Source organism: Adlercreutzia sp. DFI.6.23, from assembly GCF_024462535.1.
GTDB lineage: Bacteria > Actinomycetota > Coriobacteriia > Coriobacteriales > Eggerthellaceae > Adlercreutzia > Adlercreutzia rubneri.
The window spans coordinates 280,906-307,051 of sequence record NZ_JANGBP010000004.1 but is presented as its reverse complement, the minus strand read 5'-3'; the positions used below and the strand labels follow the sequence as shown (position 1 = coordinate 307,051).

17 protein-coding genes, 5 tRNA genes and 1 pseudogene are annotated in these 26,146 nt (G+C 63.4%); 18 read left to right on the top strand and 5 right to left on the bottom strand.

The window, feature by feature from the left end; translation table 11 throughout:
- Nucleotides 1–300 precede the first annotated feature (300 nt).
- A complete protein-coding gene (locus NE591_RS05855) occupies nt 301–570 on the bottom strand; it encodes a hypothetical protein (protein ID WP_114539678.1) in 270 nt (89 codons plus the stop codon).
- 206 nt (nt 571–776) lie between these two features.
- On the opposite strand from NE591_RS05855, the gene NE591_RS05850 reads away from it, so the two are divergent.
- Both NE591_RS05850 and cimA read left to right on the top strand, forming a co-directional pair.
- The gene (locus NE591_RS05850) at nt 777–1,292 is read left to right on the top strand and encodes a GNAT family N-acetyltransferase (RefSeq protein ID WP_227070166.1); all 516 of its coding nucleotides are present in this window, start codon (nt 777–779) and stop codon (nt 1,290–1,292) included.
- Nucleotides 1,293–1,396: 104 nt separating this feature from the next.
- Nucleotides 1,397–2,995 (top strand): citramalate synthase, encoded by a 1,599-nt coding sequence (gene cimA / locus NE591_RS05845; protein ID WP_256156456.1) that lies wholly within the window; start codon nt 1,397–1,399, stop codon nt 2,993–2,995.
- Nucleotides 2,996–3,004: 9 nt separating this feature from the next.
- On the opposite strand, the gene NE591_RS05840 is transcribed toward cimA, so the two are convergent.
- Nucleotides 3,005–4,552, bottom strand: coding sequence for a response regulator transcription factor (locus tag NE591_RS05840; RefSeq protein ID WP_173113425.1), 1,548 nt, complete (start codon nt 4,550–4,552; stop codon nt 3,005–3,007).
- A 345-nt stretch (nt 4,553–4,897) separates the two neighbouring features.
- Between NE591_RS05840 and NE591_RS05835 the strand changes: the two genes are divergently transcribed.
- Together NE591_RS05835 and NE591_RS05830 are read left to right on the top strand one after the other, a co-directional pair.
- Nucleotides 4,898–6,721 carry a molybdopterin-dependent oxidoreductase gene (locus NE591_RS05835; RefSeq protein ID WP_173113422.1) on the top strand — a complete coding sequence of 608 codons (1,824 nt, stop codon included), beginning with the start codon at nt 4,898–4,900 and terminating at the stop codon, nt 6,719–6,721.
- 16 nt (nt 6,722–6,737) lie between these two features.
- On the top strand, nt 6,738–7,817 hold the full coding sequence (locus NE591_RS05830; RefSeq protein ID WP_173113420.1) for a molybdopterin-dependent oxidoreductase: 1,080 nt from the start codon (nt 6,738–6,740) through the stop codon (nt 7,815–7,817).
- A 207-nt stretch (nt 7,818–8,024) separates the two neighbouring features.
- Here NE591_RS05830 and NE591_RS05825 read toward each other — a convergent pair whose 3' ends face one another.
- Nucleotides 8,025–9,248, bottom strand: a complete 1,224-nt coding sequence (locus tag NE591_RS05825) for a DUF3810 domain-containing protein (protein WP_173113417.1) — start codon at nt 9,246–9,248, stop codon at nt 8,025–8,027.
- Nucleotides 9,249–9,376: 128 nt separating this feature from the next.
- On the opposite strand from NE591_RS05825, the gene NE591_RS05820 reads away from it, so the two are divergent.
- The 6 genes and pseudogenes from NE591_RS05820 (at nt 9,377) to NE591_RS05795 (ending at nt 15,891) form a co-directional block, all read left to right on the top strand.
- A tRNA-Pro gene (locus tag NE591_RS05820) sits at nt 9,377–9,453 on the top strand.
- A gap of 308 nt (nt 9,454–9,761) precedes the next feature.
- Complete coding sequence (arcA, locus tag NE591_RS05815; RefSeq protein ID WP_173113414.1) at nt 9,762–10,985, top strand: arginine deiminase; 1,224 nt, start codon at nt 9,762–9,764, stop codon at nt 10,983–10,985.
- A 126-nt stretch (nt 10,986–11,111) separates the two neighbouring features.
- A complete protein-coding gene (gene argF, locus NE591_RS05810) occupies nt 11,112–12,107 on the top strand; it encodes an ornithine carbamoyltransferase (RefSeq protein ID WP_173113411.1) in 996 nt (331 codons plus the stop codon).
- A 119-nt stretch (nt 12,108–12,226) separates the two neighbouring features.
- A pseudogene (locus NE591_RS05805) lies at nt 12,227–13,831 on the top strand (YfcC family protein).
- A 212-nt stretch (nt 13,832–14,043) separates the two neighbouring features.
- Nucleotides 14,044–15,771 (top strand): arginine--tRNA ligase, encoded by a 1,728-nt coding sequence (argS, locus tag NE591_RS05800; protein WP_256156452.1) that lies wholly within the window; start codon nt 14,044–14,046, stop codon nt 15,769–15,771.
- Nucleotides 15,772–15,816: 45 nt separating this feature from the next.
- A tRNA-Ile gene (locus NE591_RS05795) sits at nt 15,817–15,891 on the top strand.
- Nucleotides 15,892–15,932: 41 nt separating this feature from the next.
- Here NE591_RS05795 and NE591_RS05790 read toward each other — a convergent pair.
- On the bottom strand, nt 15,933–16,964 hold the full coding sequence (locus NE591_RS05790) for a DNA/RNA non-specific endonuclease (protein WP_173115311.1): 1,032 nt from the start codon (nt 16,962–16,964) through the stop codon (nt 15,933–15,935).
- A 371-nt stretch (nt 16,965–17,335) separates the two neighbouring features.
- Between NE591_RS05790 and NE591_RS05785 the strand changes: the two genes are divergently transcribed.
- The 5 genes from NE591_RS05785 to NE591_RS05765 all read left to right on the top strand — a co-directional run bounded on the left by NE591_RS05785 (nt 17,336) and on the right by NE591_RS05765 (nt 22,419).
- Entirely contained in the window at nt 17,336–18,049 is a 714-nt protein-coding gene (locus NE591_RS05785; protein ID WP_173113402.1) for a ThiF family adenylyltransferase, read from the top strand.
- Nucleotides 18,050–18,243: 194 nt separating this feature from the next.
- Nucleotides 18,244–18,320: transfer RNA gene (locus NE591_RS05780), tRNA-His, on the top strand.
- A gap of 78 nt (nt 18,321–18,398) precedes the next feature.
- A tRNA-Lys gene (locus NE591_RS05775) sits at nt 18,399–18,474 on the top strand.
- A 207-nt stretch (nt 18,475–18,681) separates the two neighbouring features.
- Complete coding sequence (locus tag NE591_RS05770; RefSeq protein WP_173113399.1) at nt 18,682–20,367, top strand: NYN domain-containing protein; 1,686 nt, start codon at nt 18,682–18,684, stop codon at nt 20,365–20,367.
- Between the two features lie 9 nt (nt 20,368–20,376).
- On the top strand, nt 20,377–22,419 hold the full coding sequence (locus NE591_RS05765) for a Na+/H+ antiporter (protein WP_231699485.1): 2,043 nt from the start codon (nt 20,377–20,379) through the stop codon (nt 22,417–22,419).
- 68 nt (nt 22,420–22,487) lie between these two features.
- On the opposite strand, the gene trpS is transcribed toward NE591_RS05765, so the two are convergent.
- The gene (gene trpS / locus NE591_RS05760; protein WP_114539690.1) at nt 22,488–23,546 is read right to left on the bottom strand and encodes a tryptophan--tRNA ligase; all 1,059 of its coding nucleotides are present in this window, start codon (nt 23,544–23,546) and stop codon (nt 22,488–22,490) included.
- 194 nt (nt 23,547–23,740) lie between these two features.
- Between trpS and NE591_RS05755 the strand changes: the two genes are divergently transcribed.
- The 3 genes from NE591_RS05755 (at nt 23,741) to NE591_RS05745 (ending at nt 26,064) form a co-directional block, all read left to right on the top strand.
- Nucleotides 23,741–23,815: transfer RNA gene (locus NE591_RS05755), tRNA-Val, on the top strand.
- A gap of 73 nt (nt 23,816–23,888) precedes the next feature.
- A complete protein-coding gene (locus NE591_RS05750; protein WP_231699484.1) occupies nt 23,889–25,163 on the top strand; it encodes a chloride channel protein in 1,275 nt (424 codons plus the stop codon).
- Between the two features lie 397 nt (nt 25,164–25,560).
- The gene (locus tag NE591_RS05745; RefSeq protein WP_256156450.1) at nt 25,561–26,064 is read left to right on the top strand and encodes an NUDIX domain-containing protein; all 504 of its coding nucleotides are present in this window, start codon (nt 25,561–25,563) and stop codon (nt 26,062–26,064) included.
- Nucleotides 26,065–26,146 lie beyond the last annotated feature (82 nt).

The following is a 26,146-nucleotide window of genomic DNA, read 5'->3' as shown; positions in this document are numbered from 1 at the left end:
AGTCATCCACGGACATCTCGCCGGGCATCGAGAACCACAGATCCAGCGCATCCTGCTTGGCCCTCTTGTCGTACATTCGAACTCCCTTCCGGACACCTGGGTGTCCAACTTGGAGTCCGCACCCCCCCCGAGGGTGCGAATGACTCGGAACTGAAGGCATGCAAATCGGCTCCAATTCGCTGACCAGGCATTTCTCGATAGCTTTTCGGAACGCGGGTCTTCATCGGCGGGATTGGACGCTTATAACTCGAGATCTCGTGCATTTTCGGGGTGCTTCGGCGACTGAGCGGGGCGCCAGCGTTAGCGAACCTCTGCCAAATAGGCGTTGGCGCTGCGGGGGAACTCGCGCTTGAAGGCCTCCCTCAGCAGGCGCTTGCCGGCAGCGCCCGGCGGCAGGGGAGAGCGGCTCTTCTCGAAGCCGTCCTCGACGAGGAACCAACCCTCTCCATCGCGCTCGAGGATGAGGGAGCGGTCCTTCTTGAACGTCGCCAGAGTGAGCGACTTCAGCCCCTTGTCAGCCGGGGCGTTGAAGAACTTGGCTTGGGCCTGCTTCACGGGAACGAGCTTCATAGCGACCTCCTGTCGGGTGTACCTCAGCAGTCCGTCCGACTCTCGCCGATTTCGGACGCGCTTCCCGCGGCGATTGTACGTCGCGGCGCCTCCGCTCCAAGCGCCCCGACCCCTCCTTGCCCAAACCGTTACGCGAGCTAGGGAAGACAGGCGATACAATGGGCAGAAAATCATGGAAGTTGTCAAAAACGAGAGAAGAGGTGCTCATGGACATCGTTGTTGCGCAACCAGGGCACGTGGATGCCGTGGTCGCTATCACCGAGCAGGCCCGGGCCAACATGGCCGCTATGGGCATCGATCAGTGGCAGTGCGGTTATCCCGACCGGAGCGCCTGGGAGGCCGACGTGGCGGCAGGTGCTGCCTACGTCGCCCTGGACGAGGGACGGGTGGTGGCCGTGTTCCGCTACGCCGACGAGCCCGAAGCCGCCTATGAGACCCTGGAAGGGGAGTGGCTGACCGACGGCCCCTACGCCACGGTGCACCGCTGCGCCGTGGATCCGACCTGTCGGGGGCGCGGCATCATCGGCGAGCTGTTCGCCTTCGCCTGCGAAAAGGCGGCTGCCGAGGGCATGGCTTCCGTGCGCATCGACACCCATGCCGACAACGCCCCCATGCGCCGGGCGGTGGAGAAGTTCGGCTTCATCCCGTGCGGCGACATCACGCTGAGGGAAGGCCCCGAGGCCGGCGCCCCGCGCATCGCCTTCGAGAAGGTGCTGGGTTAGGCGGTCGAAAAACGGGGTCCTCAACTGCATCGGGAAGGTGAAAACGTGCGGATGACTTTGCGGGCGCTATAATGGCATCCGACCAGAGATCCGGGGAGGCACCTATGACCGCAACGCGCATCTACACCTACGACTCCACCCTGCGCGATGGGGAGCAATGCGAGGGCATCACGCTCTCGCTGGCCGACAAGCTCGCCATCGTGCGGCGCCTTGACGAGTTCGGCATCGACTACATCGAGGGCGGCTTCCCTGCGTCGAACCCCAAGGACGTGGCGTTCTTCCGCGAGGTGGCGGCCATGGACTTGAAGCACGCCCAAATCGCGGCCTTCGGTTCCACCTGCAAGAAGGGCGTGGCGGCGGCCGACGACCCCGGGCTGGCCGACCTCATCGCGTGCGGGGCGCCGGTGGTCACTATCGTGGGGAAGACGTGGGACGCTCAGGTGGAGCGCGCGTTGCAGACGACGCTCGAGGAGAACCTGCGCATGATCGGCGAGTCGGTGGCGCACTTGAAGGCGGCCGGCCGGCATGTGGTGTTCGATGCCGAGCACTACTTCGACGGCTTCAAAGCGAACCGCGACTATGCCCTGGCCTGCGTGGAGGCGGCTGTGGAGGCGGGCGCTGACTCGGTGGATCTTTGCGAGACCAACGGCGGCGCGCTGCCCTTCGAAGTGGAGCAGATCGTCGCGGCCACCTGCGCTGCCTTCCCGGGCCAGGCCTTCGGCATCCACTGCCACAACGACTCCGGTTGCGCGGTGGCCAACACGCTCGCGGCCGTGTGCGCCGGCGCCACGAGCGTGCAGGGCACGGTGAACGGCATCGGCGAGCGCGTAGGCAACACCGATCTGCTCACGGTCATTGCCGATCTGGAGCTGAAAATGGACGCGCGCTGTGTGGGAGGCCACAGCCTCACCCAGCTCACGTCCGTGGCCCAGTACGTGGCCGAGCTCTGCAACGTGTCGGTGCCGGCGCACCATCCCTACACCGGCTCTTCGGCCTTCGCCCACAAGGGTGGCCTGCACGCGAGCGCCATTGCGCGGTTTCCCGCCGCCTACGAGCACGTGAGCCCGGCGGCGGTGGGCAACGCGAGCCGCACGGTGGTGAGCGAGCTGGCGGGGAAGGCCTCGCTGCTCGCGAAGGCGAAAAACCTCGGGTTCGACCTGGCGGCGGCCGGTGTGGACGTGCAGGCCGTGCTCGACGACATCAAGGCGCGGGAGGCGGCCGGGTTCACCTACGAGGTGGCCGATGGCTCGTTGGGGCTTCTGCTCATGCGCCATCTGGGGCTGTACGCGCCCGCCTTCACCCTGGAGAGCTTCCGCGTCATCGTGGACGACCGCGAGGACACGGGAGCCCTGGCCAAAGACGCGCTGTCCGAGGCCACGGTGAAGATTCACGTGGGGGAGGGGCGCTTCGTGGCCACGGGCGAGAGCGCCGGCCCCGTGGGCGCGCTCGACGCCGCGCTGCGCATGGCCATCCTGGAGTCGTACCCGCAGGTGGCGGCCATGGAGCTTACGGACTACAAGGTGCGCCTGCTCGACGAGTCCCAAGGCACCGATGCCATCACGCGGGTGACCATCACCGCCACCGACGGCGTTGATACCTGGGGCACCGTGGGCGTCTCGGAAAACGTCATCGAGGCCTCCTGGAACGCGCTCGTCGATTCCCTGGAATACGGCCTTTTCCGCGCCCGTTTGAGGGGAGAGTAAAAAGGAGTCCTAAAGCGCGCGGGGCGACGTCTCCGAATCGTCCGATTCCTTCTTCAGCACCAGGTCCATTACTCCCTGACGATCGTGGACGCCGAGCTTCGCGTAGATATGGGAAATGTGGGTCTTTACGGTGCTGACGGAGAGCACCAGCTCTTCCTGAATGTAAGCGCGCGTGCGTCCTTGAGCGAGCAGGGAAAGCACCTCTTTCTCCCGATGCGTCAGATGGTAGCGCTCCGAGAGCACCTCGCATCGTTCGGCGATGGAGTCGGTGATGCTGCCGGGATCTTCGAGCTCCTCCCTGCCTCTGTCGGTATTCGGTACCTGCGGCGAGTATCCGTCTTCGTGGCGACCGCTTTCGTCGGTGCTGATCTTGGTCTCGCGGTAGGTGTACCACATGAGGGCCATAATGCCGACGTAGGCGGCCAAGGTCACCAAGGCGCCGCCCATGTCGGCGATATGACTTCCGGCGGCCACCCAGATAAGGGAGCTTCCCGCGTAAATAAGGCCGCCGATGCCGAGCACGCGGAACGGGGGTATGTCGAGCGTGTCGAGCGAGAGCGCGACGACGGTCCAGAAAAGGAGGTAGGCGCAGGCCTCATCGACGTGGATGATGATGGCCACGGCTGTGCTCACAAGCACGTTCTGGGCGGGTTGGGCCATAGCCGCAATGAACAGGCCCGTGACCACTACCACGATGGCGGGCTGGAACCGGAAGGCCACGGGAAGGGAAGCGGTGCGCGCAAAGGCACCCCACACGAAAGCGGCGAGGCATGCCGCCATTATGGCCAGCTCCGGAAGGCCCCATAAGGGCGCAATGGAAAACGTTGAGGTCTCGCCCCATGTTCCCCAGAAGCTGAGTCGACGCACGGTGGCAAGAAGGAAGGCGCTGAGAATGAGCAGCAGTATGAAGTTGCGCTGGGCCGGAAGGGAGAGCCTTCCCGCGCGCATGGGGCGTGCGAGACTGAATACTGCGGTGACGCCAAGGGAAAGCTGGGCGATCCAAAGAAGCAACGAGCTCAAGATGGGAATGGCGCAGGCGAAGACTACCTGGGCCTCGGAATCCTGCAGATCGGTTGCAACGGGCAAAAGGAAGGTCTTCAAAAGCACGGCGGCGACGATGGCCCAGGCAATGGCCATGATCGAGCGAGCACGGGCCATGAGGGTGAAGCAGCGCGAGGCGAACCAGAAGTAGCCGAGTCCGGAGACGGCGAGGCCGGCGAGGCCGAGGGCCAATGGCGGAACGGCCGACTGCAGGGGCGCCGTGGCGAAGGCGAGCGTTCCGGCGGCTCCGCAGAGCGGGACGATGCCCTTCAAGGTGTTTTCCCAGCGCTTCAGCCAATGGGGGACTGCGAGATAGAGCAGGGCGAGCAGACAGAAGCCCATGAGCCAGAATCCGCGAGGGTTAAGGGGGAACTGGAACTGCGCGGCTGTCTCGGCGAACCGCAGGGCGTGGCCTTCGAGGGAGCACCACATGAAGTTCAGCGCCAGTCCGATGACGCAACAGATGTCGGCTAGCCTGACGTGCGCGAGAATGCGCCGGCGTGGGCTCTCGGCCATTTCCCCTCCTTCTATTTGAACGAATACGGCCCTTCCCCGATGGGCTCGGCAAATGCGCTCTCATTGTAGCCAAAATTTCCTCGGCGAGTCTTCTGAAAAAGGCGAAGATAAGATCGCATTTGATCAAAGATCAAAGAATCACCAGCTCAGAAAAGAGTTTTTTGTCCATCGGCCATAGGGGCTGATTTTTGGAAAAGGGCCTGATTGACGCCAAATCGACCATTGGGCCGATGCGGTTTCGCCTCCTTCTCGATAGGATGTCGCCGGTTGCCGGAAGGATCCGGCGGCGTGCCCATCTGTGTCGGGATGGGTTTAAAGAGAGGAAAGGGAAGGAAAGGAGAGACAATGGCAGCAAAGAGAATGCTGGCGGTCTTGACGATCTGTCTGGTGTTCGGGCTCGGCGCGGTCGCCGGGTGCGCGCCCCAGGCGCCGACGCCCGATGCCACGGCGGATGCGGGAGCCGAAGCGTCTGGCGAGGAGTCACAGAGCGGAAAGGATCGCGAATACACCGAAGACGAGCTCGCGGTCATCGCTGGCGCGGAGGGAACGACCCACGGGGACATCGGGGAGGACGCCTTCCTCGGCAAGGACTACATCGACCAGCTCTACGATCGCTGGGATATGGTCGCCGAGGAGTATTCGCCCGAGGTCCGCACGCTGCCCGACGGCCGCATGGTGCAGCGGACGCCCACCGAGTACGGTCTGGCTTCCGGCGCGTGGCAGACGCAGGCGAATACGAATTCCTACAACACCTACTGGCTCGACTCCGACAATCGGGGCTGTGGTTCCTGCCATGCTGACTTGGGCTCGGTGCTCAAGAACATGGCGTTCGAGCACACTCAGGTTTGGAACGACGACATTAAGAGCAACCTCACGGTGCAGGAGTGCATCAACTGCCACCACTGGGCGCCGGGCTACATGGAGAAGAACATGGAATTCGGCACCCTTATGCACGCCGTCCACTTCGGTGCGCGCCATAAGGTGCAGTTCGCGGAGGAGTACGGCGGGAACTGCAACAGCTGCCACAATGCCACGGACAACGGCCAGGGCATGGAGATGTGGGACCTGGTGAAGTACGATCATCTGTGGGGCGTGAACAATATCGCAAGCGAGGATCTGGGCGACGTCGACTTCAGCTTCGAGCAGGAGACGACCCAGGACAACGCTTTCTCGTTCGAGTGGATGCACGCCTACTACGACCAGATGCGCCACGGTGCCGGTGTGCTGGGAACCAATCTGCCCCAGAGCCTGTTCGACAATTGGGAGATCACCATCGACGGTCTGGTCAAGGCCCCTTATACCGCTACCCTGAAGGAGCTGGTTGACGAGGCCGAGAAGGCTGGCGTGGTCGTCGAGAAGACTTCGAAGATCGTCTGCAGCTGGAATATGGTCGGCGGTGGCGGCATCTCGAACGTCAAGATCACGGGCATTCCCGTCAGCTGGCTTGTTGAGAAGGCCGGCGGTATCACCGACGGAGCCAACGGCGTGCGCGCTATGCGCGCCGATGGTTCTTCGAGGCGCTCGTTCTCCCTTGATAAGCTGAATGCCAACGAGGCGCTTCTCGTCTACAAGATCAACGGCGAGCCTTTGGGCGCCAAGCAGGGATATCCGTGCACAAACTGGGTTGAGGGCGTGGACGCCCAGGTGTTCTCCAAGCAGATCAACGCCTACACCGTGGCCGACGATTGCCCGCCCGATTTCGGCGACTCGAAGTACTGCGCCGAGAATTACGACGGAAGCCCCAACGGCTGGTTCGATGAGAACGGCGTCATTGTGAACCGACCGAACGCGACGATTCTCGATGTGCCGGAAGGCCTTGTGATTGAGTCGGGCAAGCCCTTCGACTTCCATGGCTACGTGGACGCTTACAACGAGCACATTTCCCAGATGGAGTTCTCCTTCGACGGAGGGGAGACGTGGACGGCCTTCGATCTGGCCGACACCGACCCGAATCGCGTGGTGTGGTGGCATCTGCAGTGGACGCCGCCCGAGCAGGGTGCCTATCGGCTGACTGTGCGCGCAACGACGGCAGAAGGCAGCGAGAGCAAGCAGACCCATACGGTGCTCGTGAATGCCAAGGACGTGCTCCCCTCCAAGGAGGACACGGTTGTGCTGGAGACGACGAGCCTCGTGCCCCCGCGCGCTGCGGCGGCAGGCGGCCAGAACTAGAAGGGGAACGATCGCGATGAAGAGATCTCAGAAAATAGCCTCGAGCGCTATGGGCGCGCTGCTGCTGGCGTCGGGGGCGGTGGCCGGTTTTTCGAACGGCATTAAGCCTGCTCCGGCACAGGCCGACGAGCCCTTGTCGCCGACAGGCGTTGTGCATCAAGAGGGCGCCTACACCATCTCGGCCGAGCTGGCCAACCTGCTGGACGACAGCTACACGCGCATTGCCAACGTTCAGGGAGCGTTCGAGTTCAATCAGAAAGGGACGACGCCGAACGACGAGCTGTTCAACGTGTTCGGTACGGCTATTCTCTCCATGTGCTCGAAGCCGGCCCAGGAGCTCGTTGATGCGGGCGAAGGCCAGGCGAATTTCTTCGTGAACGTATCGGGCGATATCCAGAAGACGTTCTCGGTGGATGTCTCCGAGCTTGATGACGAGCAGGGCGTTCTCATGGGCTGCTCCTGCATGACGGGCTCGCCGTTTGGGCAAGCCTACGTGGTTGGCGTGCCGCTGGCAAGCGTCGTGGAGATGGCCGATTTGGAAGAGGGCGTCAATACGGTAACGGCCTACGGCGCCGACGGCTTCGGTCAGCCGCTGCCGCTGCGCTACGCTTTGGAGAAGAATGCGCTGCTCGTGTACCAGGTGAACGGCCAGGAGCTGAAATCGACGGCCGATTCGTCCCTTCAGCTGTGGATGCCCGAGACGGTCGCCCACTATTTCACGCGCAATATCGTGGACATTTCGCTGACGCGCGAGGCGGTAGAGCCCGAGGTGCAGGGGGTGGAGCCCACCTACCGTAACAAGATCGAGATAGCCAACAAGGCGGAGGAGAGCACGTTCTCCGTCGGTGATCAGGTGAGCTTCGAGGGCGTTGCTGACGATCTGGGTAGCCCTATTGCCGCGATTGAGTTCTCGTTCGATGACGGAGATACCTGGACGAGCTGCCCGACCGACGGCGCCACGGCAGACAAGTGGGTCAACTGGAGCTTTACGACCAGTTTCGATCAGCCGGGCGACTACCATATGATCGCCCGTGCGCGAACGGCTGACGGGGTTGTGTCGCCGCTGTCGGCCTCGCTCGATTTCACGATGCGGTAAACGCAGTCTCTGCAACCCTCCCCAGCGCTTAGGGCTCCCGGGCATGTTCCAATGTCCGGGAGCCCTCGCTTTTTCAGGCCCTGTGCGCTCCTGCGCCCGGAGGCTCGCGTTTTTGCCGGGTCGCTGCTCGTCGCGCCGCCGGGGCGACGCGACTGCCGGAGTGTCGCAGTCGCCGGGCGCCGCAGTCGGAGTATTGCGACGCGGGCGCTACGCCGAAGGATCTTGCGCTTGTTCGGCCTCTTGCCGCGCCTCGGCCAGCAGCAGATCAACCATGCGGCCGTAGCTTCTAGTGCCATCTTGCTGCTGGTTCGCTTTCAGGTAGGCGTTGTTGGCGGCGTTCGACATTTCGGCTACAGGACCTTCGAACTGTCGCAGGTATTCCGAGCGCGCGCGACGATCCGCTTTCACCTCTTCTGACAGCCCGTCGTTCACGGTCACGGCCGCGTCGCGATCCGCCTTGACGAGCGCCGAGAGCGCGTAGTCGTAGGCGAGCGAGTAGCCGCTGTAGCGTGTCAGCGGGTCACTTGCGTCCTTGCAGGCGAGGTATCCGATGAAGTTCGCCTCGTCCTCGCGCATGAATCCGCACTGGTGGGCCATCTCGTGTCCCATGGTGGCGGGGATGGTGAAGAACGGCCCGTCGGTGTTGATGTTCGACTCCACGGTGAAGGGGAAGTACATGCCGGCGATGTCGGCGTAGCTCATCAGCTCCGAGAAGAGCACGGGCTTGGGAGGGGAGTACAGCGGACGGGCGAGTGCCGGATAGCGCTCGGCCAGGGCCTCCATGTTCGCGACGGTCTCGTGGGAGTAGGTCCAGAAGCCGCCGCGGGATTCGGCGTACTCATTGGGAATCGCAGCCGCATCGGCGTCGGTTCGGGCGGTGCCTTCGGCGCCCGTCGTCGCGTCGCCGCCATTCGGCTCCGATTCCTTGGTCGCGCCGGCTGCCGCAGTTACCTCGGCACGCGTCTCGTTCATGTTAGCGGCCAGGTTCTCGCAGAGCACTGTCAGCTCGGCGGTGGAAGATTCCCTCAGCTCGAATCCGGCGTCCTCGGCGAAGGTGTGGCGGTAATAGTTCAGCCCGCACATGAGGGCGAAGATGCAGTAGGCCACCGATAGCACGGCGAGCATTGTGGCGACCGCGCGCCACGCCACGAACCGTCGCCGACCGCGTCCACGTACGAAGGCCACGAGGTAGAAGACGAGCCATCCGACGCAGAACGCGAGTGCCGCCACCACGATCCACTGCGCCACCGAGAACGGCGCCAGCGACGGCAGAAACCCCCACGCCGATGACAACCACGGGTAGATGCCCCGCGAGAACCACGTCTCGGTGAGCGACGGATTCGCACTCGCCGCCCACGTCAGCAACAGTGCTGCCGCGCCGGGCAGCAAAAGCCAAAGCCGCTTCAGCCGGTATGTCGGTGTTTTCTCCATAAGCGCTATTATGCAGATACGCGAGGGGGCAGGCAAAAGAAGACTCATATGGTAATGATTTTGTTTCCGCAAAAATCCTGCGCTTTTGCTCAGCAACGAGGGTTCTGCTATACTTTTCAAGCTATTTTCGGGACGTGGCGCAGTCTGGTAGCGCGCCTGCTTTGGGAGCAGGATGTCGCAGGTTCGAATCCTGTCGTCCCGACCATGAATCTAAGCTGCGAGCCCTGTCGAGCAATCGCGTTTGACAGGGCTCGTCTCTCCCTTACCAAAAAGCTCACCGAAAATAAAGAGCAGTTGGCCGAATTGGAAGTGACAAATAGGGAACGTCTCGTTTGCGCTGAGACAACCAAAGCCCCGGGCACTTGGAGCGACCCACAAGTTGTGGGACAGTAGGCGATGTCAAACACAACGGGCCTTGATACGACTTGGGGAAGCGAAGCTCTCGAAGCCGCGAGAAGTCTTGTGTGGCTGGCGCGTTTCTATCTGTATCCGATCTAGGATAGGAGAGCTTCTATGCAAGGAGTAAACGTCAAAAGCGAGATCGGCAACCTCAAGAAGGTCATTCTTCACCGCCCCGGCGACGAGTTGCTGAACCTCACCCCGAACACCTTGGAAGAGCTGCTGTTCGACGACATCCCGTTTTTGCCGGTGGCCCAGGAGGAGCACGACGCCTTCGCGAAGATCCTTCGCGACGAGGGTGTCGAGGTAGTGTACCTGGAGGACCTCATGGCCGAGGTGCTGGACGCCCATCCGGAGCTTCGCGAGAAGTTCCTCGACCAGTGGATCTTCGAGGCCGGCATCCGCACCGACACCTACAAGGAGATCATCAAGGACTACATCAACTCCAACTACGCGGGCACCAAGGACATGGTCATGAAGACCATGGCCGGCATCAACCTGCAGGAGCTGCCCCAGGAGAACACCCATCTTCTGGTCGATATGGTCTCTGATCGCTCGAAACTGGTCTGCGCCCCGATGCCGAACCTGTACTTCACCCGCGACCCGTTCGCGATGATCGGCAACGGCGTGTCCATCAACCGCATGTACAGCCAGACGCGCAACCGCGAGACCATCTACGGCGACTACATCTTCAAGTACCATCCGGACTTCGTGGGCACGCCCGAGTACTACCATCGCGACATGACCTTCCACATCGAGGGCGGCGACATCCTGAACATCAACGAGCACGTGCTGGCCATCGGCATCTCCCAGCGCACCGAGCCCGACGCCATCGACGCCATCGCTCGCAACATCTTCAACGACGAGACGAGCCCGATCGACACCATCCTGGCCTTCAACATCCCGGTGTCCCGCGCCTTCATGCACCTCGACACGGTGTTCACCCAGATCGATCGCGACAAGTTCACCATCCATCCCGGCATCATGGGACCTTTGACCGTCTTCGAGATCACCCCGGACGGCAAGGGCGGCACCAAGATCCGCGAGCGCAACGAGGAGCTTTCCGGCGTGCTGTCCGAGTACGTCGGCGAGAAGGTCACGCTCATTCCCTGCGGCGGCGGCGACCGCATCGCGGCCGAGCGCGAGCAGTGGAACGACGGCTCCAACACCCTGTGCGTGCGCCCCGGCACCGTGGTGGTGTACCAGCGCAACAACGTCACCAACGACGTGCTGTACAAGAACGGCATCAACTGTCTGGTCATGCCGTCCGCGGAGCTTAGCCGCGGCCGTGGCGGCCCGCGCTGCATGTCCATGCCGGCCTGGCGCGAGGCTCTGTAGCCCGCATCGCGCCCAAGCGGCGTAATCGCGTTTCGTTAATCGGGGGCGGTCGGTCTTAGCGGCCGGACGCCCCTTTCCCCGGCGGTCGGCCGTGCGGTCTGCCGCCAACCTATGAAAGGAAACAACATGCCTGTGAATCTTTCCGGCCAGTCCTACCTCCGCCTGCTCGATTTCTCCACCGAGCAGATCGAGTACCTGCTGAAGCTCTCCAAGAACTTCAAGGACTTGAAGCGCACCGGCACCCCGCACCGCTACCTCGAGGGCAAGAACATCGTTCTCTTGTTCCAGAAGACCTCCACGCGCACCCGCTGCGCCTTCGAGGTGGGCGCCATGGACCTCGGCATGGGCGTGACCTACCTTGATCCCGGTTCTTCCCAGATGGGCAAGAAGGAGTCCATCGAGGACACCGCCCGCGTGCTCGGCCGCTTCTACGACGGCATCGAGTTCCGCGGCTTCGCCCAGTCCGACGTGGAGGAGCTTGCCGACAAGGCCGGCGTTCCGGTGTGGAACGGCCTGACCGATATGTGGCACCCCACCCAGATGCTCGCCGACGCGCTGACCGTGCAGGAGAACTTCAACTACGACATCAAGGGTCTGAAGTTCGTCTTCTTCGGCGATCTGAAGAACAACATGGGCCGCTCGCTCATGGTGATGTGCGCCAAGCTCGGCATGAACTTCGTCGGCTGCGGCCCGAAGGACTGCTGGATGGACGAGGAGCTCATCAAGACCTGCGAGCAGATCGCCGCTGAGAACGGCTGCACCGTGAAGTGCACCGAGGACGTGAAGGAAGCCGCCACCGACGCCGACGTCATCTACACCGACGTGTGGGTGTCCATGGGCGAGCCCGACGAGGTGTGGGCGCAGCGCATCAAGCAGCTCGAGCCCTACCGCGTGACCACCGAGATCATGGCCATGGCCAAGCCCACGGCCATATTCCTGCACTGCCTGCCGGCCTTCCACGACACCAACACCACCACTGGCGAGGACATCGCCAAGCGCTTCGGCGTCACCGAGATGGAAGTGGAGGACGCGGTGTTCGAGTCCAAGCAGTCCAAGGTCTTCGACGAGGCCGAGAACCGCATGCACACCATCAAGGCCGTCATGTACGCCACCCTGCAGTAGCTTGCTCATCGCTACGGTAGCTGGCACATAGTTCGATACCTCGGGGCCGTGCGGAATCGGGAGGGAAAGCCGCACGGCCCCGGTGTTTTTGTCAGTCATTCGATTAAGGAGGGATAACCATGGCAGCTGCAGAGAAAGGCAAGAAGAAGAGGGCGCCTCTGTCCTCGTTCACCATCTTGCTCATCATCTTGGTGGTTCTGGCGATTGTCACTGTTATCATGTCCGCCTGCGGCGTCGAAGGCGTCCAGGGTGCGACGCTTTCCCAGGTGCTCACTGCGCCCGTGTTTGGTTTCCAGGACGCCATCGGCGTGTGCCTGTTCGTCATGATCTTGGGCGGCTTCCTCGGCATCGTCACCGAGACCGGCGCGCTTGATGCCGGCATCGCGGCGCTGGTGCACAAGCTCAAGGGCAACGAGCTCGTGCTCATTCCGATCCTGATGGCGATCTTCTCCATCGGCGGCACCACCTACGGCATGTGCGAGGAAACCGTGCCCTTCTACCTGCTGCTCGCCGCCACCATGGTGGCCGCAGGCTTCGACAGCCTGACCGGCGCGGCCGTGGTGCTGCTCGGCGCCGGCGTCGGTGTTATGGGCTCCACCGTGAACCCGTTCGCCGTCGGCGTGGCCGTCGATGCCCTGAACGGCATCGGCGTGTCCGTGAACCAGGGCATCATCATCGCTCTCGGCGTGATCATCTGGCTCGTGTCGCTGGCCATCGCCATCGTCTTCGTGATGCGCTACGCCAAGAAGGTGAAGGCCGACAAGGGTTCCACCTTCCTGTCGTTGCAGGAGTAGCAGGCGATGATGGACGAGTGGGGGCTGAAGGAGTCCGAGACCGAGGCCGCCGATGACGATGCCGCTGCGACGCCCAAGATGTCCGGCCGCCAGAAGTGGTCGCTCATCGTATTCGCGCTCACCTTCGTCATCATGATCGTCTCGTTCATTCCCTGGGCCGACCTCGGCGTCACCATCTTCGACGCCGGCGCCACCACCCAGGAAGTGACGACCACGATGACCGGCGATGAGATCGCGACCTTCATCGACGACGCCAACGACGGCGCCACTACGACCACCATCGCCGAGCCCGTTGAGGCCACCTCGGTATCCGAGGAGGAGGTCACCCCGGCCTGGTCTTCCTTCCTGACCGGCGTGCCGCTGGGTAGCTGGTACTTCGACGAGGCCTCCACGTGGTTCCTGCTCATGGCGCTCATCATCGGCGTCATCGGCGGCGTGTCCGAGAGCCGCTTCGTGAAGGCGTTCATTAACGGCGCCGCCGACATGATGTCGGTCGTGCTCATCATCGCGCTGGCCCGCTCCATCACCGTGCTCATGGCCAAGACGGGCCTTGACATGTGGATCCTGAACAACGCCGCCGCGGCGCTGACGGGCATGTCGGCGATCATCTTCGCTCCGCTGTCGTTCCTGCTCTACATCGTCCTGTCCTTCCTGATCCCGTCCTCCTCCGGCATGGCGACGGTCTCCATCCCGATTCTGGGCGGCCTGGCCCACCAGCTGAACTTCTCGGTCGAGACCATGGTCATGATCTACTCCGCCGGCAACGGTCTTGTTAACCTGTTCACGCCGACCTCCGGCGCCATCATGGGCGGTTTGGCCCTTGCCAAGGTGGAGTACTCCACGTGGCTCAAATTCGGCGCCAAGCTGTTCGTGGCTCTCGGCGTGGTCTGCATCGTGATCCTCACGGCGGCCATGGTGATCCTGTCGTAGCATCCAAGGCGAGCGACTGGTTTTGTGCGGTTGCGCAGTTCTGACCTGCGGAACCGTTAGCGGGAGCGCCCGGGCACAGTGCTCGGGCGCTCCTGTTTTTCTCGGGCCATTCATGCTATTATGGCCGCTTATAGGCGCGATTGGGTACGGCACAGCCCGCGCGCGTGGTAACGCCGACGTACTGAAGACGTACAGAAGAGGAAGTTAGATCAATGGAAATTCGCGAATCCCTCGAAGCGATCATCGACGCCGCGATCGACGCGGCCCGTGCCGACGGCTCGTTGCAGCTGGAGGAGGCACCCGAGGCGGCCCTCGAGCGACCCCGCGACGAGGCCAACGGCGATTGGGCGAGCACGGTGGCCCTGCGCGTGTCCAAGCTGGCTCACAAGAACCCCCGCGAGATCGCCCAGATCATCGTGGATCACATTCCCGAAAACGACATGATCGCCTCCGTGGAGATAGCCGGCCCGGGCTTCATTAACATCCGCCTGTCGGATGCGGTGCTGCAGGGTGTGGTACGCGAGGTGCGCGAGGAGGGCGACAATTTCGGTCGCGGTACCATCCCCGAGGGCGAGCGCTACGTGAACCTCGAGTACGTGTCCGCCAACCCCACTGGCCCCTTCCACGTGGGCCATGGCCGCTGGGCGTCGCTCGGCGATGCCATGGCGCGCGTCATGCGCCACGGCGGCTATGATGTGTACGAGGAGTACTACATCAACGACCACGGCAACCAGATGGACGTGTTCGGCAACTCCGTGAACGTGCGCTACCAGCAGCTGCTCGGCCGCGACGTGGAGATGCCCGAGGCCTGCTACGGCGGCGCCTATGTGAAGGACATCGCCCAGGACATCATCGACCGCGACGGCGACAAGTGGCTTTCCGTCTCCGACGAGGAGCGCGTGGAGGCCTTCCGCGAGATGGCCTACGACATGACGCTTAAGAACCAGCGCGAGGTGCTAGCCAACTTCGGCACCACCTTCGACAAGTGGTTCTCCGAGCGCTCGCTGTACGTGGAGGACGAGAACGGCGAGAGCGCCGTGTCCCGCTCGCTGGACGCCATGCGCGAGAAGGGCTACCTCTACGAGAAGGACGGCGCGCTGTGGTTCCGCTCGACGGATTTGGGCGACGACAAGGACCGCGTGCTCATCAAGGGCGACGGCGAGGCCACCTATTTCATGAGCGACGTGGCCTACCACTACGACAAGATGATGCGCGGCTTCGACCACCTGATCGATCTGTGGGGCGCCGATCACCACGGCTACATCAAGCGCTGCGAGTGCATGCTCGAGGCCTGGGGCTGGCCTGGGGCGCTGGAGGTGCAGCTGGGGCAGCTCGTGAACCTGTTCCGCGATGGCAAGGCTGTGCGCATGTCCAAGCGCACCGGCGAGATGGTCACCTTCGAGGAGCTCATCGACGAGGTGGGCGTGGATGCCACCCGCTACCTCATGCTGTCTCGCTCGGCCGACCAGCCCATCGACTTCGACATCGAGGTGGCGAAGAAGAAGGACGCCTCCAATCCGGTGTACTACGTACAGTACGCCCATGCGCGCATCTGCTCGATCCTGCGCAAGGCGGCCGATGAGGCCGATGCCGCCGCCGTCGAGGCGGGGGAGATGACCATGGGCGAGCTCGCCGAGAAGATCATCCCCGAGGATTGCGACCTGACGCCGCTCACCCATCCCTCTGAGCTGGCGCTCATGCGCAAGATGGCCGACTTTGGCAACCTCATCGCCCTGGCGGCCCGCGACCGCGCGCCGTTCCGTCTGACCCACTACGCGCAGGATCTGGCGTCGCTGTTCCACCAGTTCTACACCAACTGCCACGTGCTCACCGACGACGCCGACGTGCAGACGGCGCGTTTGGCCCTGTGCGACGCCACCCGCATCGTGCTGGCCTTGAGCCTGAACCTCTTGGGCGTGTCGGCACCGGTGAAAATGTAGGTTTGGCGAGCCTGGCCGACTTGCGCTAGAATAGCCAACGCATCTGGGGCTGTAGCTCAACGGTGGAGCAGGGGACTCATAATCCCTTGGTTCTCGGTTCGAATCCGGGCGGCCCTACCAAGATTTCGAAAGACCCTCGCCGTATCGCGCGAGGGTCTTTTTTACGGGTTGCAGCGCTTGCAGGGGTCGTAGCCGTTGGCGATGAGGTTCTCGCGGGTGTCCTCGACGTCCTCGCGGTTCTTGGGGCTCATCTGGCCGACCGACGAGCAGCTCGGCAGGTGGAACTTCCTCGAGTTCGTGTTCAGCACGTACTCGGCGACGCCCTTGCCCTCGTCGGAGCCCGTCGCGCCCTTCTCGGACGCCTCCCTGGCACCTGCGCCTTCGCTTGCGGCATCGGGTGCGCTTTCGGCTCCCGACACGTCGGGGAGGGGAGTGGCATCCTCCTCGAGCATCGATGCGCCTGTGCCGTAGTCGATGACCACTCCCGGCTGCACGTTGTAGCAGAAGACGTTGAAGGCCACGCCCTCGCCGCCATCTTCCACGGACTCCGCCATCATGTGCACGCCGCGGGCCACCAGCTCGCTTCCCTCGAAGATGGGCGTCACGGCCATGAGCACGTGGTTGCCCGTGGCGTCCACATAGTCGGCCACGGCGTTCTCGAAGGGCAGCATGCCCTGGATGTTCAGGTAGCGCGTGCCGGTGATGAGGTTTTGCGGGTTGGCGTTCTCGCCGGTGAGCTGGTAGCCCAGCAGGTGGCAGCGATTGAACAGGTACTTGCCCTCCACGAAATCGTACTTGGCCATCTGCCATCCGGAGGGGCGCACCTCGCCGATGGAACCGCGCTTCTCCGTGGGCTGGGTCTCGGGGCCCACGACGGCGAAGGCGGCGGTGCAGCGGCCTAACTCGTCCAGCTCGTCGTAATGCTCATACCCGGGTTCGGCCGCGCGCTGCTCGTCGGTGAACACCGGCTCGCCGTCGTTCACGTAGACGTAGGGATTGCCATCGAAGGCGGGGATGTCGCGGTAGGAGAGGACGCCATCGTCGGTTGCGGATCGGTTTTCGCTAGCAGCTTCAGCATTCTGCTGGTTTGCGTCCTCTGCGGGAGTGGCCTGTGGCTCTTGCGAGTCGTCGGGCGCCCCCGTGCTCGCGAGCTCCGGGGTCGACTTATCGGTCGGCGCCTCATCAGCTGCCATCGAGGCACTGCATCCGGCCAAAGAGCTCATCGAGAGCAAGAATGCTAGAGCGATACCGATGGCGGGGGTCAAATTTTTGTGCTGCGAGGATCGTTGGGACATCGTCTTCTCCTAATCGGGGCCGCAAGCGCCTTCCCGACAAAAAACTGCGATAATATGGTCACAAAATCGAGTTTTGAACTCTATATCTTCGATTCTGAACCCTATTTTGCTAGTTTAACGCCTCTTTTCCGCGTTTCAGTGCTGAAAATGACGGGTTTGCGGTTCACGAAGAGTTCAAAAGTCGATTTTGTGACCATTTTTGCGAAACTTTTTGCAAGAGCGCCCGTGCCCGACACTCGACGCTCTTTAGGGAAGATGGGAGTGCTCTCGTGAATGACCTTTTCGCGCGGACGCGGCTGCTGCTGGGGCGAGATGGTCTCGACCGCTTGGCGGCGGCTCGGGTGGCCGTGTTCGGCATTGGCGGAGTGGGCGGCTATGCGGTGGAGGCGCTGGCTCGCAGCGGGGTGGGGGCGCTCGATCTCGTCGACTCCGACACGGTGGATCCCACGAACCTCAACCGGCAGATTATCGCCACGATGGGCGCTATCGGGCGTCCAAAGACGCAGGTGGCGGCCGAGCGCGTGGCCTCTATCAATCCGTCGTGCATCGTGCGTCCTCGCCAGTGCTTCTTCCTTCCCGAGACGGCTGACCAGTTCGATTTCGCGGCCTTCGATTATGTGATTGACGCGGTGGACACGGTGAGCGCGAAGATCGCCCTGGTGGAAGCCGCCTTTGCGGCAGGTGTGCCCATTGTGTCGTCCATGGGCGCGGGCAACAAACTCGATCCGACGGCGTTTCGGGTGGCGGACATCTACGAGACCTCGGTCGATCCGCTTGCCCGCGTCATGCGTCGCGAGCTGCGGCGGCGAGGCATTCCGTCGTTGAAGGTGGTCTACTCCACTGAGCCGCCGCTCGTTCCCGCGGATGACGACATGGCTGTGAAGGACGGTACGCGTCCGGCACCCGGCTCGGTTGCCTTCGTCCCCTCCGTAGCCGGCCTCATTCTCGGCGGGGAAGTGGTGAAGGACTTGGCGGCCTGCTAAAGCGCGCCGCTGCGTGCTCGTCGGCGCCGGGGTGCTCGGAAACGGTCGGACGGTGGCGAGACGAATCAACGGGCGACGGGAGTGGTGCCGGCAGCGGCGACGGGAGCGGCGCCCATGGCGCGGGGAGCGGCATAGGAAAAATAACTCTTGCACCCAGGCTCTCTGTTGCCTATAATTCTGCCTTGCGCGAAATGGTGGGTGTGGCCTAGTTGGCTAAGGCGCCAGATTGTGGCTCTGGAGATCGTGGGTTCGAGTCCCATCATCCACCCCAGCGCGCTTGAAAATTTAGGGCTTGCAATTCTGAAAAGCTTCGCCTAGAATATTCAAGCGCTTTGCGCAGGAACCAAGTGCACCATTAGCTTAGTTGGTAGAGCAGGGGACTCTTAATCCCAAGGTCGAAGGTTCGAGTCCTTCATGGTGCACCACCGAAATGCTAGGCCAGCGGCTTATCGTCGCTGGCTTTTTTGTTGCCTCGGCTGCCCCTATCCCACGACTTCCTGTATTCTCGGGAGGAAAGGCGCTTCTCAACGTTACGGCTTGACCTGAGTCCAAGATAGGTGCAGCATTTTAGGCCGAAGTGTGCCATACTGAGTGACAAAGGCCCCTTATCTCAAGCAAGGAATTTACCTCCCATGGAATCAAAGACAACCACTGAGTCGTCCGACCGCCGCTTCGCGCTGCTCATCGACGCGGACAACGTGTCGGCGCGCTACTTGAAGCCGATCTTGAACGAGCTGTCGAAGTATGGCACCGTCACTATCAAGCGCATCTACGGCGACTGGACGCTCACCCTGCACGCGAAATGGAAGGACGCGCTGTTGGAAAACTCCATCACGCCCATCCAGCAGTTCGGCTACACCCAGGGCAAGAACGCCACGGATTCCGCCATGATCATCGACGCCATGGACATCCTCTACACCGACAACGTCGACGGCTTCTGCCTCGTGTCCAGCGACTCGGACTTCACGCGCCTGGCCAGCCGTCTGCGCGAGAGCGGGCGCATGGTCATCGGCATGGGGGAGAAGAAGACCCCCACGCCCTTCCGCCGCGCCTGCGACGTGTTCACCACGCTCGAGCTGCTCGTGCAGAACAAGCGCAACGAGAAGGGCGGCGGCAGCAACGCGGTGCCGAAGGACTCCGTGGAGCAGGCCGTGGTGGACATCATCACCGACAACCAGAACAACGGCAAGGCCACCGGCCTGGGCGAGATCGGCAGCCGCCTGCAGAAGCGCTATCCCGACTTCGATGTGCGCAGCTACGGCACGAACCTGCTCTCGAAGCTGCTCGAGGAGTTCACGCGGGTGCGCATCACCAAGGATCACAGCTCGGTCACCGTGGAGCTCGCCGAGGGCGAGGAGCGCCCCGAGAAGGCGGAGAAGCCCGAGCGCGCAGGGAAAGCCGAGAAGGTCGAGAAGGCTGCGAAGGCGACTGGAGCAGAAGAGGCTGCCGGCGTCGCGTCCGAGTCCGAAGGGGAGGCGGCCGCGACTGAGGCGTCCTCGGCTGAGGCGGAGAAGCCCGAGGCGGAGAAGCCCGAGAAGACCAGCCGCCGTTCCCGCAGCCATCGCGGCACGCGTCGAGTGGCGACGAAGACCGTCGGGCGCTTGGCGGAGGGCCGTCAGGCTGCCGCCGCGCTGCCCGAGGGCGAGGCGGAGCAGCAAGCCGCTTCCGCAGAAGCAGTTGTGGAAGCACCGGTCTCCGAGGCCGTCGAAGTGGCCGTGGAAGCCGTGCCGGAGGTGCGGCCCGAGCCCCAGGAGGCTCCGAAGGACGTGCGGCCCGGCCGCCGCGCGCGCGCAGAGCGCAAGACCCGCCAGGTGAAGAAGGCCGATCCCGCCGAGGTGGCGAAGGCAAGCAAGTCGGAAGAGTCGACGGAGACGGATAAGCCGACGGAGACGGATAAGCCCGCGGAGGCGCAAAAGCCGACGCGGCGCCGCAAGACGGCCAAGCCGAAGGCAGAGGAAAACCCCGCCGCCAAGAAGGTGGCCCCGAAGAAGGAGGCCGCCGAGACTGCCGAGAAGCCCGCCGAGAAGAGGAACACGGCCAAGAAGACTGCCCCGAAGAAGGCCGCTCCCAAGAAAACCGCGCCGCGCAAGAAGAAGCCCGCGGGCGACACCCCGGCCGGCTACATCCGCGAGTTGGTGGCCGATGCCGGCGCCGAGGGCATCATGCTCTCCACTATCACCGATGCGGTGCGCGCCAAGTTCAAGGACTTCAAGGTGCGCGACCTCGGCTATTCCCAGATGCGCCAGTACATGGCCTCGGTGGGAGATTACGATCTGGAGAAGAGCGGCCGCAATTTCCGCGTCCGCCTCGCGAAATAGGGGATGCTCGTGGAAGCCCTGACCCTCGGCCTGCTTCTGCTTGCCGCCGTGCTGGCGTCCTCGCTTATCGACCAGATCATCCCCCGCGTCTCCCTGCCGCTCATCCAAATCGCCATCGGGCTGCTCATCGCCGTCGTTGCCGGCGGCGATGTGGAAGTGACGCTCGATCCGGAGCTGTTCCTGGTCATGTTCATCGCTCCTCTGCTCTACGACGAGGCGAAGCATGCCGATAAGCAGGCGCTCTGGCGCGAGCGCAAGCCCGTGCTCTCCTTAGCCATAGGCCTGGTGGTGGCCACGACGCTCGTCATCGGCTTCCTGCTGAACGCGTTCGTGCCCTCCATTCCGCTGGCGGCGGCCTTCGCCCTGGGCGCGGCCCTCGGCCCCACGGACGCCGTGGCGGTCTCGTCGCTCTCGAAGCAGGTGGACATCCCGAAGCGTCAGGCCTCCATGTTGAAGGGCGAGCTGCTTCTGAACGACGCCTCGGGCATCGTGTCCTTCCAGTTCGCCATCGCCGCCGTGGTCACGGGCGCCTTCTCGCTGATCGATGCCAGCGTCGATTTCCTTGTTGAGTTCGTCGGCGGCCTTATCCTCGGCGTTCTCCTGGGCCTGCTCGGCAACTGGGTCGTCAAGCGCGCCCGCTCCATCGGTGTGGAGAACACGAACTTCCACGTGCTCTTCGAAGTGCTCATTCCCTTCCTCATCTACCTGGTGGCCAACGTGTGCCACGTCTCCGGCGTCATCGCCGTGGTGGTGGCCGGGCTCATCAACGTCACGTCCCCCAAGGGGGTCATCGGGCCTTCGGTCTCGCGCATGAACATCGTCTCGGGCAGCGTGTGGCACGTGCTCACCTATGCTCTGAACGGCATCGTGTTCGTGCTTCTGGGGACCCAGCTTCCTTTGGCCATGCAGGATACGTGGGAGAACGTGCGCATCACGAACTCCACGCTCATCCTGCTCGTCTTCGGGCTCACCTTCGTGCTTCTGGCCACGCGATTTCTGTGGGTGCTCGCCATGGATCTCTACCATGTGCGTCGCGACGAGAAGCGCCGGTTCGGGAAAGGCGATTTGCGCAGCGCGCTCATCACGACGTTTTGCGGGGCCAAGGGCACCATCACGCTCTCCATCATGTTCTCCATTCCCACCTATGCCGTCTACGGGCCGCCCAACGTGCCCTTCCCCCAGCGCGAGCTGCTGATCTTCCTCGCCTGCGGCGTCATCGTGTGCACGCTGCTTCTGGCCACGTTCGTCGTGCCGCTTCTGGCGCCGGCGCGCGACAAGGGGGAGGAGGAGCTGCGCCGCATCGACCAGGACGCCGCCACCACCATGGATATCATGCGCGAGGTCATCGAGATGCTGACGGCCCAGCAGACGCGGGAGAACCGCGCGGAGACCCAGGCGGTCATTCGCTCCTACAACGACCGCCTCGCGCGCATCAAGGCCAACAACGGCATCGAGAGCGAGATGAACGTGGAGCTGCGCGTTCAGGCCCTTATGTGGGAGTACGAGCGCGCCATGGAGCTGATGGAGCGCGGCGTCGTCTCCGGCGTGGTGGCCTACCGCTACATGGGGCGTCTCGAGCAGGCCATGCAGCTTCTGCAGCATGGCAAGGGGCACGGCACGTTGAAGCGCTGGAACGGCCGCTTCCGGGCACTGTGGCACCGCGGCGTGCGCGCGGTGCTGCGCGAGCTGCCGGGCAACACGGAGCTGGCTGAGCAGACCGAGGAGATGCGCTGGCTGCAGACGGCCACGCGCACCTATGCCGTGGAGCATTTGGAAGCGGCCGTCGCTTCCAGCCAGGTGCCCACCGAGGACGCGGCGGCGGTGCTCGTGGAGTACCAGCGCTCGGTGGCGGCGCTGCACGATGCGCGGCCCACGGTGACCTCGGTCATCAAGGCCGGCGACCGCACCGAGGACATCAAGCGCAAGGCCTATACCTTCGAGCTGGAGCAGATCCAGAGCGCCTACGAGGACGACCGGCTCTCCCGCGCCCATGCCCAGCGCATGCGCGAGAGCGTCCAGCTCATGCAGATGGACCTGGAGGACACGGTATAGAAAACGGCGCCCCCTCTGGTGAGGGGGCGCCGTGGTCGCGCGGCGTCGATGAGGCTTGCCCGCGGCGGCTAGTACACCATGCCCATGGCCTCGCGCACCTCGTCCAAGGTGGCGTTGGCGATCTCGTTGGCGCGGCGGTTGCCCTCGTGCAGGATCTCGCGCACCATCTCCGGCTGCCCTTCCAGCTCGCGGCGGCGCTCGCGGATGGGCGCCAGGTATGCGTTCACCGACTCGGTCACGTAGCGCTTGAGCGCGCCGGCGCCGTCGTTACCGATTTCCGCTGCGATGTCCTCTTCGGTGCGGCCGGTGGTCAGCGCCGCCGTGGTCAGCAGGGCCGAGACGCCGGGACGGTTCTCCTTATCGAAGGTGATCATGCGCTCGGAGTCGGTCTGCGACTTCTTGATGAGCTTGGCGGTCTCCTCCTCCGTGGCCGAAAGGGCGATGGCGTTGCCGTAGCTCTTCGACATCTTGCGCCCGTCGAGGCCGGGGATTTCCACGGCGTCGGTGAGAAGTCCGTGGGGCTCCGGGAACACCCGCCCGTAGCGCTCGTTGAAGCGGCGGGCGATCTGGCGGGTCTGCTCGATGTGGGGCAGCTGGTCTTTCCCCACGGGCACGACGTTGCCCTTGCAGAACAGGATGTCGCAGGCCTGGTGCACCGGGTAGCTGAGGAGCAGGCCCGTGAGCGCGTGGCCCGAGGCCTCCTGCTCGGCCTTCACCGTGGGGTTGCGCATGAGCTCTGATTCGGTGACGAGCGACAGGAAGGGGAGCATGAGCTGGTTTAAGGCCGGCACGGCGGAGTGCGTGAAGATGATGGTCTTCTCCGGATCGATGCCGCAGGCCAGATAATCGATGACCATGTTGTGCACGTTGTCGGCGATGTTGGCCGTGGTGTCGCGGTCGGTGATGACCTGGTAGTCAGCGATGATGATGCGAGTGGTGACGCCGGCGTTCTGCAAAGCGACGCGCTCGCGGATAGTGCCGAAGTAGTGGCCCATGTGCAGACGCCCCGTGGGGCGGTCGCCCGTGAGCATGGTGTATTTCTCCGGGTGTACGGCCAGATCGGCCTTGATCTCGTCGCTGATCTTCTTGGAGGCGAGGAAGGTGTCGCTCGTCAAATCGCTTGCCATGGGGGCGGATCCTCTCTTTCTCGTGCGCCGTTTCAGGGTGGGCGGCTTCGGCACTGAAAGCGCGGGAAGAGCCGCCAAACGGTGGAATTGTGAATATGTTGGGATAGTATACAAGATTCCCCCTTGCGCGCGCCGCGGAATCCGTGTAGTATATACAGCCGTCGCAAGTCACCCAGTGAGTTGCGAAACCTATCGGTCGCTTGGCTCAGCGGGAGAGCATCGCCTTCACACGGCGGGGGTCACAGGTTCAAATCCTGTAGCGACCACCATAAACAGCAGGCCCCTCCTCGGAGGGGCCTTTTTCGTATCCAAAGAGCTTTTCGCCCAGGAAAGGAAGCCGTCGTGAAACGGATTGCGTTTGCTGTGGTGACCGTGATGCTCGGAGCTTGCGCCGGGGCGTTTTGCTGGGCGTTCTTCTTTCTCATGAACGCGGGCCTCGATCTTTTGTGGGTGAAGGCGCCGGCGTGGCTGGCGGCGATAGGGATGCCCGCTGTCGTGTACCCGCTTGCCTTCTGCGTTGTGGGCGGCGTTGCCATTGGATTGTTTCAAAAGAACGTGGGGCCGTACCCCGATGATATGAACACGGTGCTCGCCGAGGTGAAGAAAACCGGGCGCTATGAGTATCGGCATCTGGGCGCTATGTTCGTTGGCGCGCTTCTGCCGCTTTTGTTTGGCGGCAGCATCGGGCCCGAGGCCGGCCTTACCGGCGTGGTGGCGGGGCTTTGCAGCTGGGTGGGGGACCGACTCAAGTTCATGGGCGCCGAGATGCGCGAGCTGGCGAACGCGGGCACGGCGGCCATTTTGTCGGCGATCTTCTCGGCCCCGCTGTTCGGCCTGGCGGCGCCGCTGTTCGGCTATGCGGACGATACCGACGGGCGTCGGCATGGGGGCGGCGCGTCCGCTGCGACCGTGGTTTCCGCGCCCCAGGTTTCCAAACCGGTCAAAACGGCGGTGTACCTGCTCTCCGTGGCCGGGGCGCTGGGGGCGTTCATGCTGCTCAACGAGGCGGCTGGCGGCGGTTCGGGGCTGCCGCACTTCTCCGCCATGGCAGTGGGGACATCCGAACTCGCCTGGGCACTTCCCGTCGTCGCGCTCGGCGCCTGCGCCGGCTGGCTCTTTCATGGCTTCGGCTGGGCCGTGGGCAAGCTGTCCGCGCGGCTCGGCGATCGCGTCGTAGTGAAGGCGGTCGTTGCCGGCGCGATACTGGGAGCTCTCGGGATCTTCCTCCCCTTTACCCTGTTCGCCGGCGAGGCCCAGACCGAGATGCTGGCGCAGCAGTGGACGGCCCTCGGTGCTGGGGTCTTGCTCGCGACGGGGTTTCTCAAGGTGCTGGCCAGCCAGGTGTGCCTCGGACTCGGTTGGCGTGGCGGTCACTTTTTCCCGCTCATCTTCTCGGGGATCGCCATCGGCTATGCCGCCGCCGGGCTCTTTGGCATCGACCCGGTCTTCGCGCTCTCTGTCAGCACGGCGGCCCTTCTGGGCGCAGCTATGCGCCAGCCGCTGATGGTGGCCTTGCTGCTCATCCTGTGCTTTCCCGCGAAAGCCGTTGTCTTCGTCCTTGCCGCTGCGTGCTTGGGCGCCGCCGTTCCGGTTCCGAAGGCGTTCTCTCGGGTTTGATTCTCTGCCCGGGCGACGCTCCTTGTCGGGTTTGATTCTTGGCCCGGGCGACGCTCCTTGCGACCGTCTTCTGGCTTCGTTCCTCGTCGCCTCGTATTCCGATCGCGATGTTAGCTTTCTATGGATGGCGTTTTTCGCAGTCGATAAGATCGGGGAGCTGTAGACGGCTTCGGTCGACGAGCTGTAGGCGGCTCCGGTCGGCGAACCGCCGGCAAAATGCAGCAAATCTCGAGTTGTAAGCGTCTGTTCTCTCGGAAACTGCTTCATTAGATGCTGGGGATATCGCTATTCGTTAATTCTGTCTCTTCTAGACGCTTATAACTCGAGATCTCGTGCAGAAAAGCAGCACTTCGTGAACCGAAGGAGTCTGAGCGCACGAATTGAGGAGCTCTCTGCTATGGTAGGGGGGTCTTGGAAGAACCTACTTGAGGAGGCAGCCGTGGCGCATCTCCAACATGAAACCGATGGCCCCGACGGGGCCGCGGCGTCGAAGCCGAGGGAGCGCGTTGCGGTGAAAGGGTGCGTCTTCAAGGACGGCCGCATGCTGTTCCTGTTCAAGCCCGATGCGGCGCGCCGTCTCAGCATCGCGCCCGATCTCGAGGAGGATCTTCCGGGGGGATGTGTGGAAGCGGGCGAGAGCTGGCAGGAGGCGCTGGTGCGCGAGGTGCGCGAGGAGACCGGGCTGGAAATCGAGGTCGGCGAGCCCTTCAATGCCTGGACGATGCGCGCCCCGGGGCGACGGATTCTCGGCGTCGACTTCGTTTGCCGCTGGCGCTCCGGCGACGTGCGCCTGAGCCACGAGCACGAGTCCTTCGCGTGGCTCACCTTGGAAGAAGTGGAGTCCAGGGGCTGGGAGGCGGAGACCGTCTATCGGAAGGCCTTCGAATTGGTTGAGGCGTGAGGGGGTACGGGCGATTCCCGATAAGCCCAACAGCCGTTTTCAGAAGTACCGAAAGGCATAGCGGGGCGCATCGTTGCGCGGA

Bases quoted from the DNA above. Each gene is read 5' to 3' on its own strand.
- NE591_RS05855 (WP_114539678.1), bottom strand. From the start codon at position 570: ATGAAGCTCGTTCCCGTGAAGCAGGCCCAAGCCAAGTTCTTCAACGCC.
- NE591_RS05850 (WP_227070166.1), top strand. From the start codon at position 777: ATGGACATCGTTGTTGCGCAACCAGGGCACGTGGATGCCGTGGTCGCT.
- cimA (WP_256156456.1), top strand. From the start codon at position 1,397: ATGACCGCAACGCGCATCTACACCTACGACTCCACCCTGCGCGATGGG.
- NE591_RS05840 (WP_173113425.1), bottom strand. From the start codon at position 4,552: ATGGCCGAGAGCCCACGCCGGCGCATTCTCGCGCACGTCAGGCTAGCC.
- NE591_RS05835 (WP_173113422.1), top strand. From the start codon at position 4,898: ATGGCAGCAAAGAGAATGCTGGCGGTCTTGACGATCTGTCTGGTGTTC.
- NE591_RS05830 (WP_173113420.1), top strand. From the start codon at position 6,738: ATGAAGAGATCTCAGAAAATAGCCTCGAGCGCTATGGGCGCGCTGCTG.
- NE591_RS05825 (WP_173113417.1), bottom strand. From the start codon at position 9,248: ATGGAGAAAACACCGACATACCGGCTGAAGCGGCTTTGGCTTTTGCTG.
- arcA (WP_173113414.1), top strand. From the start codon at position 9,762: ATGCAAGGAGTAAACGTCAAAAGCGAGATCGGCAACCTCAAGAAGGTC.
- argF (WP_173113411.1), top strand. From the start codon at position 11,112: ATGCCTGTGAATCTTTCCGGCCAGTCCTACCTCCGCCTGCTCGATTTC.
- argS (WP_256156452.1), top strand. From the start codon at position 14,044: ATGGAAATTCGCGAATCCCTCGAAGCGATCATCGACGCCGCGATCGAC.
- NE591_RS05790 (WP_173115311.1), bottom strand. From the start codon at position 16,964: ATGGCAGCTGATGAGGCGCCGACCGATAAGTCGACCCCGGAGCTCGCG.
- NE591_RS05770 (WP_173113399.1), top strand. From the start codon at position 18,682: ATGGAATCAAAGACAACCACTGAGTCGTCCGACCGCCGCTTCGCGCTG.
- trpS (WP_114539690.1), bottom strand. From the start codon at position 23,546: ATGGCAAGCGATTTGACGAGCGACACCTTCCTCGCCTCCAAGAAGATC.
- NE591_RS05745 (WP_256156450.1), top strand. From the start codon at position 25,561: ATGGTAGGGGGGTCTTGGAAGAACCTACTTGAGGAGGCAGCCGTGGCG.